The sequence below is a fragment of the Nostoc sp. CALU 1950 genome (genome assembly GCF_051172895.1).
GTDB classification, from domain to species: Bacteria; Cyanobacteriota; Cyanobacteriia; order Cyanobacteriales; family Nostocaceae; genus Nostoc; species Nostoc edaphicum_A.
In genome coordinates, this window is record NZ_JBDNJQ010000222.1 from 1 (window position 1) to 11,294 (window position 11,294).

The following is an 11,294-nucleotide window of genomic DNA, read 5'->3' on the forward strand; positions in this document are numbered from 1 at the left end:
AATCGCCGTCTTTACAATAATCAGTCCTTTGTAGAGACGGCGATTTATCGCGTCTCTTCCCTTAACCGAACCGTATTGCAAGTGTATTGACCCATAATAAGCATTTTTTGGTAGGGACTTCAGTCACCAAAGCCAGGACTAAAGTCCTTACTACGAACGAACCTTTTTTATTCAGCTTGATTAACCGAACATGATATTACTTAATCTGGGGGCGATCGCAATGGTAAGGATAAAGCCACTCACACTTGAAGAGTCCATAGGTATGTTTTTCAAAAAAGTCTCCTGCATGGTGTCTACGTGATATATCGATCCCAGCTTTAGTTTTAATCTCATATAGCCAGGGAAAGGCTACTACTAAAACAGCTATGACAGTGAAGAGGTAGAAAAACGTAGTTTTAATGTTGAGGAATTTTTGCGAATTGCTATTGTGATTTTGAGGCATAGAAATGAGAAACTAATAGCTCATACCATCGTAACCTAAAGCTCAAAATATCGCCGGAAACGTGGATCAATTTTGTCTGTTTTCTGCTGATTGCAGGTAAAACAAAGAGTTTGGAGATTGCTGATATCGTTTTGACCACCACGGGCAAGGGGAATGATATGGTCAATGCTAAGGTTAGTTTCTACAGTGGTTTTACCGCAGCTTTGGCATTGATATTTGTCACGTTGAAAAACATAAGTTTTTACTTCCGGTGGGATACGAATGCGGGGAGTTTTGCTCATTTATTTAGTTGCTAAGAAATCCTTCCAAGCTGGGTACATCTATCCAACTTGCTTTTGTATGAGATTCATGGGATAAATCCATCAACAACTGAGAATAAATTCCTTCTCGTAGGGATGGTGTAATTTCCTGATTACGGTCAATTCCTTGCACCCATTGGTCGACTACGCGGATAAATGCAGAAATGCGTCCATCAGCATAATTTTTTGGGAAAATTAACCGATTTGGTATTTCTATTTCTGTTAGAGGTTTACCTGGTTGGGAACCCCAAACACGAAAACCATGTATATAATCTTTTTGATTTTCACTACCCACTATTAATGTACCGCGATCGCCATATACTTCTACCCAATGGGTTCTTGGTGCATGAACAACTGCACTAATAGAAAGTTGGCAAGGTGTACCATTAGCTAATTCCAGCGTTAATATACAGTTGTCATCTGTATTCACTGGCTTGGATTCCCCACTAACAGGGTCAACTCGCGTAGGAATAGCAGTAGTTAAATGGGCGTTTAATCTACGGACTGGCCCGAATAACCAGTGAATATAATCGAAGGCGTGGGAACCCAAAGATCCTAATGCACCACCTCCTTTATCCTTTTCAGAATACCAATTCCAAGGGCGTGAAGTATCAGCACGAGAAGAACCTAACCAATCAATTTTAATTATGCGTAACTCTCCCACATAATCTTGTGACAATAATTCAGCAAATAACTGCCATGCTGGGACAAAGCGAAATTCAAAGTCTACAGTTGCAATGGCGCTTTTTGCTTTCGCTAACTGATAAAGTTCTTTAGCTTCAATTGCATTTAAAGTTGTCGGTTTTTCTAGTAATAAATGTTTCCCAGCTTGCAGTACAGTTTTTGCCATTTCATAGTGCAAAAAGGGTGGCGTTGAGATGCTGACTGCTTGCACTTCTGGTAATGCCACAATATCTGCAAGAGAGTCAGAGGCGTGGCGGATATTATGGGATTCTGCTATGGCTTTAGCTTTATTTATATCTCGATGATAAACAGCAACTACCTCAGTGCGAGGATGTGCTTGAAATCCAGGAATGTGGACTTTTTGACCAAATCCAGTGCCTGCGATCGCAACTCCAATCATATTATTATTTACTCCCATATTTATACAAGTTATTATTTAATAATATCATTTTGTCTATTATATCGTTTAGGATTATATTATGCTATAAATACATACCATAAAGTAAGTAAATAAGAATATAACACTTTAATGTTTATTTTATAATAATCGATATTAAATCATTTTTTATCGTAAAAATCTAACTGTTAAAGGGTAACGATAATGCTCTCCATTGTAAGCTTTGACAGCCGCAAAACTTACTAAGAATGATTGGAGTAATAGCTTTAATGAAATCAAAGATATAAGAAAAAATAATAAGCTGTCTAAAGTAGTTTTAATTTCATTAAATGAACCATTGGTAGCCAGTGCCAGACTAAAGCTAATTAACAATAAAAACAAGGAGATTACTATAAAAATCAAAGTATATAATGTTAACGATATTTGAAAATTCAGTGATTCCTTTCCCTGTAAATCAATCCAGGGATATTGTGATTTTTTAAATTTCCAGATGATGAGTGGGGCTAAAAGATTGAGAGGTAAATATAAAGGGATACCAATAAATACCAAAAAACATAATAATATCCATCCCAATAAAGCTGATAAATGACACAACATCGCCCATATACGCATTTGTTGTTTAGGTTTTGCTCTCATGGCTTTTTATATGTAAGTGAATTTACCAGACAGTTCTCCACTGTAATTATCTATAAAAAAGCCAAATAAGAGTTTAAAATCTGAGTATTTCTCGGTCATAATTTTCGGGAAGAGGTTCTATTTCCCAGACTATGCCTTCTCCTGGCAGCAGCGCAACTTCTACGTAAAGTTTTTCTACAGCAGCTATAGCAATATCTTCGTTGTTGGGAAAAGGCTGTAAATCTTCAGTAAGTAGTCGGAGTTTAAAACCACCAGGAATAGCTGCACCCACTGTCAGGTTGCGTAACTCAAAGCGCCAAACAGTCGCGTCTGGTTCGCCTTGTGGTGTAATCAGCAATTCATAAATTTGACCTGCGATCGCTAGTTCACGAGATAAAATAGATTCTGGTTGCCTTTGGTCAACACTCCGCGCCCCAGCCGCACTCAGTTGTAAATCAAAGCTTCCCCAACCGGCAGCTTCAGCAACTTGGGAAACACCACTTTGCAACCATTGGAGAACAGACCACTGTTCTGGTAGTCCCAAGCGTCGTTGATATAAGCTTTTTCGCCAGCCGCCATGTTCAATTAACCCTCCCCATAATTGAAAAGGGATAGCTAGTCTCGGTGTAAGTATTTCTGGATTTCCCAGACGGCTAATTAAGTTTTGTGCTTGTGGTTGCGGTATAGGAAGAATCTCTTCAATAGCGCTACGTGTTGATTCTTCTAAACAAAGTTGCCGCGCCACAGCTAAAACACTGATATCATTAATGATGTCAGCAGCATCAAGAGAATAAGTGCGATCGCCTGGATCATAACTACCCTGAGATTTGAGTTGTGTATGGGTGCAATAACCCCAAACTCTAGCATAGCCTTCATCTGGTTCTACCTGCACAGCTAAGTAGTAATCACCTACCCAACTGGGAATATCCACCCATTCTTGCGGTACTCGCAATTCGCTTAAATCAATTGTCTCACTGGGAATCAAGATAAATCGAGTTGCATCTAAGGTGATTGCGGTTCCATTTACTATTTCCCAGAAACTCGATAAAACAGTTGTATTTGGCCAGACCTTTGCTTGAGGCGTGAAATCTTCTTGTAACCATAGCAAAATAGCACTTAGGCAAAGTTCATTAATGTAACCTTGATAGCCAGAAGTGGGGTTAGAAAAAGATTGACTGTGAACATCCGCCTGATTTTGGGTGGCGGTAGGGATTTCTAAAATCAGGTCAGTTGGGTTAGCAAAAGTAAATATAGTAGTCATGGGGATTGGGGATTGGGGATTAGGGATTGAGGATTGGGGATTGGGGATTTGGGATTGGGGATTAAGGATTTGGGATTTGGGATTTGGGATTTGGGATTGGAGATTGCTTATTTACCCAGTCCCCATTCCCCAGTTCCCAGTCCCCATTCCCCAGTCCCCACTCCCTAGTAATAATTTCTCAGCCATTCCTCCATGACTGTATTTATAGTTTTGAGTAGGTCTGAGGTAATAGAAATATGCAAATTATCTTGACTCCAGTTAGCCAAAGACCGCAACAAAACTTCCTGTGCTTTTTTTAGTCGCCGCGAGACAGTATATTGCTGCATTTGTAATTGTTTGGCAATTTTGTCTTGAGTTAGCTCTTGCCCATAGTAAAGTTGTACAATCTCTTGTAATTGCGGTTCAAGTTGAGCGATCGCCACAACTAAAACTTTGTTAATCTCAGTTTGCTGAGAAATTCTAGTTTGTTCTTCTTCTTGGGCGACAATTTCATTGATTAGAGATTCTTGTTGACTTCCCGTAAGATTGTCCAGCCACTCCCAGGAATCATCGCCACCTTTGGGAGTATTTAGAGACTCCGGGGTGGGATAACAATACTTGCGGACAGATTTAGCAGCATTTAGCAGCCATTTTTCCAAAGTTTGGGGATTGACTTGCTGACTACTTTGTGAATTATAAGCTTTAGCGATCGCTTCCCAAACTTTATCGTCGGGTCGAGAAAGTTGGCGAGAAATACCAGTTTTTGTAGGAATATATAGGGTTATGAAACAATTCCAAGCAAGGATATAAGCATTAATATTCTCTGGGGATAAGCCAGCATTTTGCAAAGACTCCACCAAAAGCTTTTTAGTGATTTTTCGCAATAGTCCCCAATCTGTACAAATGTCAACTTCCCTCTTTTGGCGTAAAGTTTCGCGGATAGCACCGCTAAAAATGGCATTGGCGTAGTTTTTTAAGGTAAAACCTTGATTAGGGTTAAAACCTTTGAGGACTTTATCAACTTGTGCGATCGCAATCTGAAAACAGTCTGACAGTTTATACTGAGTACTGGCAAAACTAGTAACCGTCTTTTGGGATACCCAATAGCAAGGTTCTTGCAAATAAGCTATGAGATGTTGCCTAGCTATTGACTCAGTTTCGGGAAGCTGCCAAAACTTATACCAATAAAGTGCCCAAAAGTATTCAGAAGTTTCTTGTGGCGTGCGGTTTAGACAACTTTGAATGCTACGACGCAAATTTGATTCCGTCCCCCAACGACTAAAGCGTTCGCCAGCAAACTGCACAAAAGTTGAAAAGATTTCAATGATGCCTTGTCGAGGTTGCATAAAAATTGGAAAATCCCAAATTAAATCTAGTACACTGTGGCGGAAGTTAGCTTATTTTATAACAAAGGGTTTAATACCAATTCTCTATGAAGCTACGTATTATTTTGACCCCTCCGAACCTCCCCTTTCCAAGGCTACGGTGTACACACAAGTCAAATTACCCGCCTTAGAGGATGTTTGAAAAGTATTTCTCTGTAACTTTAGGCACTTTAGATCCCGCCAACCCCCCTTAAAAAGGCTACGGTATACACACAAGTCCTAAAAACCTAGCTTGATAAGCATTTCCTCGTTCCCAGTCTCCGACTGGGAATGCATTCATTGAGTCTCTGACTCAATATCTGACTAGAGGCAGCAGCCCCCTAATTAGGCATTCTTATTGCTCTGCATAGGAATGAGATAAACAAGAGAACAATGAGAAATTGATCTTTTTTTGACTTGTGTGTACACCGTAGCTTAAAAAAGGGGGAACCGGAGTCAAAGTCCCCCTTTTTAAGAGGGATTTAGGGGGATCTAAAACTTTTGATACCAACAAGAAGACTTTTCAAACATCCTCTTAGACTTAACAGAGAAGCATCTTACTCGCGGTCTAAATACGTAAAATATACTGCGACATTGCAACAGTCCTCATCAACATTGCAATGTTCTTCATCAAGATTGCAACATTCCTCATCAACATTGCAATGTTCTTCATAAACATTGCAACAGTCCTCATTAACATTGCAATATTCTTCATCAAGATTGCAACATTCCTCATCAACATTGCAACAGTCCTCATTAACATTGCAATATTCCTCATTAACATTAAAGCAATTGTGAAGAAAAACAGGTACAGGCTAAAAATTAAGAAAAATTACTCAGACTTGATTGTATTTTTTTAATAAATACAATTATTCCCTAATTTTACTGAACCAGAAAACAGCCTTAGTAAGGCAAAGTAGCTTTATAAGCATCTTTAAGGAATATATTTATGTCTCGTAAAAAACGTACATCCCGTGTTCTCAAAAAAGCTGAATTGAGATCCGCTGGACTGAAAGCAATTGATTCAAATATGGATTTTGGTGATAATTGCGATTTGCAAAACTTGACTAAATCAATTGAGCAGTTACGGACTATGCTTGCTGCTTATAACACTGCTTTAGCTGTAATTGACTCTTCCAAAATTAAAATTGATGAGATGGAAAAAACTTTAAGCAATCTTACAGATAAGATGGTAAGGGGAGTTGCTTTTAAATATGGCAAAGACAGCAGCGAATATGAAATGGCGGGTGGCATTCGTGATAGCGAACGTATTCGCAAAAGCAGATTGAGCCGCTTGAAAGCTGTTACAGAAGAAATATCAGATGAAAATGCTAAAACCGCTTAATAAAGTACGACGGTAAGCAGTAGGAAGAGGGTAAAAAAGATTCTCGCAAGGGATGTGGAGAATGAACAAACGCTACATTGTTTATTAAAACCTGTTTTTTTACTCCTGCAATTGCCTATAGTAAAGCGTAACCTATGGCAATTTCTTCTATCTACTGATACTCTTTGATAAGCAATAATTATATACAGCTACTATCAGGCATTTTCACGCATATTAGATTATGCAGTTTGTAGTATAGTCTCATTTTTTATAATGCTGAAAACACTGCAAAATGGGAGTTTAAACAATTTTACTTGTCTAAATACTGATTAGAGTTTATAGTGGTACGGTGTTTTCCGTTCCACTTTACTCGGCAGGTTTATACCATGATTTATTCTGGCAAATTACAAAAGTATTTTGCAGGTTTTTCTGTATCTGTAATATTAGTAGCTGATTTAGTACTCACCCAAAAAACTCCTCCAGTTTTAGCCCAAACGGTAAATGTATCCATTGGGAATCCTGTAACATTCAGTTGCAATGATAGTGAAGCGACAATTAAAGGTAAAAATGGGGCCAGAGTACTTAATGGAAAAACCAGCATTTACATTGGTTATCAGCAACTTTCAAATAACAAAAACCCTATAACTATTCGCTTCAATAATGGGATAAAAGCATGGTGTCGTACTGATTACGAAACAACCAGAGACGATGGTACAGGTTACGGATTATATTGGAATGGAAGTGATGTTTTATATGGGGTTTACTCTTCTACTGGCAGTCAGACAGGTAATGATTTTCGCCGCTTTGCTAGTATGCGTTGGTTACCTAGCTATGGTAGCGGAGGCGGGCCAAAAGTCGCAGTTATAGCCCGGATTAATCCAGCTAATGGTGATGTTTCCTATGCCACGTTTTTATCTGCTAAAAAGGCGGATAATGGACAAACTAACTCTTTAGTTGTCAACAACCTATCATGGAATAGCACAAATTCGACTTTGACTGTGCAAGCAAAATCATGGTGGACTCCCCGTCGCGCTAATACAAATTCTATGAGTTGTTCTGGTTCATCACCTTATCAATATACAGCCATATTTACTGGTGATTTAAGAAAGGTGAACTGGGCTTCAGCAAATACTTGTAGTTAAAAAGTTAGGATTCAACTCTCAAATTGAAGAAGCATATTTTTCCAGTTGCTTGAGAATTGAAAAAAGCCCTGGCAATAGAATTCACGGCTACACAAATACAGCAGTTGTTTTTTGCATAAAGTACAAAGATACGAGTTTTGAGGCAGGAAGTACAAACTCTTTCTAGATGATGCGTGAGTCCTGCATTTTGTACCTCAGTTACTTGTAAACTGCTGTAAGAGCTACACTAATCCTGAGCTAATAGAACATGAAGCTTTTTTAACCCGCCTGTGCGGGTTTTGTCTGTGTAAATGTAGTTTCTAAGCGCCGATTGAACTTCTGATTCCTACCTCCTGAATTCTGCTGTATCTATCCCTAATTTTTTCCATTTGGACGCTGAATAATCGTCTCCACCACGCGCCGCTTCGCCTTTGGATCAATCCCTACCAAACGCACATATTCACCGCTATATTCTGTCAGAGTTGATTCCAAATTTGAGATTGCATCAGACTCAGCATCAATGTGGCTATTAACACAACTTTGCCAAGAACCTGTGCGAAAACGGCGTTCATCTACGTGTTCAATACTAATTTTGTAACCTTGAGATAATAATTGCCGAATCTGTTCTTGTGTCTCTAGAGTCAAATGTGGACTTGACGCTTGCTGTTTCTGGAATCCATTAGTTTTTACTTCTTGAGTTGCACGATTTGACAGTTGACTAATTGGTGTTACAGCAGCAGGTGGTGCAGATTGATTATAATTACCACCTCGATTTAGTCGGTTGTAATCATCAACCAAGTGGGAATTTTCCACCCGTTTTTGTTCACCAACCAGGAAATTACCAGACTCGATTAAGTGAGACAACCTGAAATCTGGCTTTTTAAATTCTGGTGGCCCTTGAGTGCTGTTAACCACATTCAAGGATACCTGCTCAAAACCTACCTTATGAATGTAGTGGCGGATTTGTTCGTCATAAATGCGCGATCGCAAAGCGCTAAAAAAGTCAATGGACTGATTGATAAAAGTATCAACTAGCTGTTCAACTTCTTTTTGTGAGAGTCCATCCGGTTCAAAAATCCCCTTGACAATTCCTACTTTGTCGTCCCTATCTGGTTCCCAGTAGAATTTCTCCATCCGTCCATCCCGAATTAACGGTGCATAGAGGGTAGAAAAATCATTACCTGTGACAATAATCGGCACACGATGCAAAGGTGTGGAATCATAGCTTCCCGGCAACTGCACATCTGTGGGATTATCAGCAATATTCATCAGTGTGGCATTTACCAACTGCGTATTGACGGTATATTGAGTACCTTCATCAAAACGTCCAGCACCAGCATCTAAATCGTTAATCATCAGTACACACATTTTGCCGCGTACTTTGATCAGTTCTGCTGTTTCCCGATAGCGTAGCCGAATCAACCGCGCTGGATCTCCTGCATCTGGACTTTCCAATTCGCCGCCAGATACGTGAGTCACTTCGATACCCATTTTCTCGAAGACTAATTGACATTGAAATGTTTTGCCTTCTCCTTTGCGTCCATGAATACCCAATATCACGGGAACTCGCACGCCAGGAAGTTTCAGGAAATTTTTAGTGATGTGGACAGCAAGTTTGTCCAAAAAGCGGGGAGCGATGTAGTAACCCATGAGCTTGTATGATGAAAAATTAACACTTCTAAGATTAATGTTAAGTTTTTTTTGAGAATAGCGATCGCTTTTCTTTCACACAGGACACAGTTTAGCTACGCCTAAGCGCAGTTAAACCTAGGCATCGCCGCAATCAGTTTAAATTTTATAGAGGAATGTTACACAATTATTTAACTTTGGGAATAATTATAAAAGAATATTTTTTAGCATTCCAATGAAAAAATATTGAATAGCGATCGTATTAGGAACATCCCAAATGTATAAAAACATAATTTGTCATTACGAGTGGAACGTAATGAAGCAAAGCAATCACAAAGTAAAGTATAGATGTTGCCATTGCGACCCTTATTTTCGCACAAACGCTACGCAAACGGGAAATCCGTAGATGGCGACTGGTTTGTAACCTGCTTGCTGCCAATAACTCAATTTATCTACTATTTTGCGATTTCTCTAAGAAATAGCTTGTAGTTAGGCGATAATAATTACATTTGCCAATAAAAGCACAGTTATGATCTGCTGCCTTAATTCAGATTGCCACAATCCGCCCAATAGCGATCGCACAATGTTTTGCTTCAACTGCGGTACAGGATTGGTAGTGCTGAGAAACCGCTATCGCCCGATTAAATCATTAGGTGCTGGGGGATTTGGTAAAACTTATTTGGCAGAAGATATAGACAAATTGAATCAAAAATGTGTCATTAAACAATTTGCACCACAAGTGCAAGGAACTGGCGCACTGCAAAAAGCCACAGAATTATTTGAACAAGAAGCAAGGCGACTCGAACAATTAGGCGAACATCTGCAAATTCCCACACTATTGGCGTATTTTGAGCAAGAAAATCGTCTGTATTTAGTGCAGCAATTTATCGATGGGCAGAATTTATTGGCTGAATTACAACAGCAGGGAATTTTCAACGAGCAAAAAATCAGAGAATTATTGCTCGATTTGTTAGATATTCTCAAAACAGTTCATCAACACAAAGTTATTCACCGCGATATCAAGCCAGAGAATATTATTCGTCGCGGTGATGGCAAGTTAGTACTAATTGACTTGGGTGCATCCAAGCAACTGACAGCAACGGTGATAACGCAAATAGGAACAACCATTGGTTCCTTTGGTTATGCGCCACTGGAACAAATGCAAGGAGGTGAAGCTTACCCAGCCAGTGATTTATATAGTGTTGGTGCAACCTGCTTTCACCTATTGAGTGGAATTCACCCTTGGGAACTTTGGCAACGACAAGGTTATGGTTGGGTTACTAGTTGGCGACAATATTTGCAGCAACCAGTAAGTCAAGAATTAGGGCAAATCTTGGATAAGTTGTTGCAAGAAGAATATCAGCAGCGTTATCAGTCGGCGGCGGAAGTTTTACAAGCGTTAAATTCACAGCCAATACCAGTAACTCAGCCTCTTACACCTCCAATTACTCCATTACCCCGCCAAAAAAATTCTATTCCGATATATCTTGTTGTGATTCCATTAATTGTATTGATGGGTGGTGGTACTGTTTATTTGCTAGATCTGACAAATCTAATAAGAATAGAACAGAAAAGTGCTGATACTTACTATAAAGAAGGATTAGAAAAATACAACAACAAAGATTTTCGCGGTGCAATTAAAGACTACAATCAAGCCATCAAAATTAATCCCAACTATGTAGATGCTTACATAAACCGGGGTTTAGCTCACGATGAGTTAGGAGATAAGCAAGCAGCAATTGAAGATTACAACCAAGCCATCAAAAATAATCCTAACTATGCGCTAGCTTATTACAATCGGGGTGTAGCTCGCTCTGCTTTAGGAGATAAACAAGCAGCAATTGAAGATTATAACCAAGCCATCAAAATTAATCCCAACTATGCAAATGCTTACTACAATAGAGGTATAGCTCACGATGAATTAGGAGATAAACAAGCAGCAATTGAAGATTACAACCAAGCCATCAAAAATAATCCTAACTATGGACTAGCTTACATTAACCGGGGTGTAACTCGCTCTGCTTTAGGAGATAAGCAAGCAGCAATTGAAGATTACAACCAAGCCATTAAAATTAATCCCAACTATGCACTAGCTTACTACAATCTGGGTGTAGCTCACGATGATTTAGGAGATAAGCAAGCAGCAATTGAAGATTACAACCAAGCCATTAAAATTAAT

The 11,294-nt window shown here is 39.2% G+C and carries 10 protein-coding genes; 3 read left to right on the forward strand and 7 right to left on the reverse strand.

The window, feature by feature from the left end; genetic code table 11:
- Positions 1–196: 196 nt before the first annotated feature.
- The 6 genes from ABF638_RS34460 to ABF638_RS34485 all read right to left on the reverse strand — a co-directional run bounded on the left by ABF638_RS34460 (position 197) and on the right by ABF638_RS34485 (position 5,023).
- Positions 197–442, reverse strand: coding sequence for a hypothetical protein (locus ABF638_RS34460; RefSeq protein WP_435027295.1), 246 nt, complete (start codon positions 440–442; stop codon positions 197–199).
- 35 nt (positions 443–477) lie between these two features.
- The gene (locus tag ABF638_RS34465) at positions 478–723 is read right to left on the reverse strand and encodes an HNH endonuclease (protein ID WP_181930818.1); all 246 of its coding nucleotides are present in this window, start codon (positions 721–723) and stop codon (positions 478–480) included.
- Positions 724–727: 4 nt separating this feature from the next.
- A complete protein-coding gene (locus ABF638_RS34470) occupies positions 728–1,843 on the reverse strand; it encodes a Gfo/Idh/MocA family protein (RefSeq protein WP_435027296.1) in 1,116 nt (371 codons plus the stop codon).
- 147 nt (positions 1,844–1,990) lie between these two features.
- Positions 1,991–2,458, reverse strand: a complete 468-nt coding sequence (locus ABF638_RS34475) for a DUF4870 domain-containing protein (protein WP_435027297.1) — start codon at positions 2,456–2,458, stop codon at positions 1,991–1,993.
- 73 nt (positions 2,459–2,531) lie between these two features.
- Positions 2,532–3,698, reverse strand: a complete 1,167-nt coding sequence (locus ABF638_RS34480) for a DUF1822 family protein (protein WP_435027298.1) — start codon at positions 3,696–3,698, stop codon at positions 2,532–2,534.
- A gap of 164 nt (positions 3,699–3,862) precedes the next feature.
- On the reverse strand, positions 3,863–5,023 hold the full coding sequence (locus tag ABF638_RS34485; protein WP_435027300.1) for a sigma-70 family RNA polymerase sigma factor: 1,161 nt from the start codon (positions 5,021–5,023) through the stop codon (positions 3,863–3,865).
- 967 nt (positions 5,024–5,990) lie between these two features.
- On the opposite strand from ABF638_RS34485, the gene ABF638_RS34490 reads away from it, so the two are divergent.
- Positions 5,991–6,386 carry a hypothetical protein gene (locus ABF638_RS34490; RefSeq protein ID WP_435027302.1) on the forward strand — a complete coding sequence of 132 codons (396 nt, stop codon included), beginning with the start codon at positions 5,991–5,993 and terminating at the stop codon, positions 6,384–6,386.
- Between the two features lie 365 nt (positions 6,387–6,751).
- Positions 6,752–7,507 (forward strand): hypothetical protein, encoded by a 756-nt coding sequence (locus tag ABF638_RS34495; RefSeq protein WP_435027303.1) that lies wholly within the window; start codon positions 6,752–6,754, stop codon positions 7,505–7,507.
- 354 nt (positions 7,508–7,861) lie between these two features.
- Here ABF638_RS34495 and ABF638_RS34500 read toward each other — a convergent pair whose 3' ends face one another.
- Positions 7,862–9,136 (reverse strand): ribulose bisphosphate carboxylase small subunit, encoded by a 1,275-nt coding sequence (locus ABF638_RS34500; protein ID WP_435027304.1) that lies wholly within the window; start codon positions 9,134–9,136, stop codon positions 7,862–7,864.
- A gap of 508 nt (positions 9,137–9,644) precedes the next feature.
- On the opposite strand from ABF638_RS34500, the gene ABF638_RS34505 reads away from it, so the two are divergent.
- Positions 9,645–11,294: tetratricopeptide repeat protein (locus ABF638_RS34505; protein ID WP_435027305.1), on the forward strand; the 1,650-nt coding region annotated here is incomplete at its 3' end.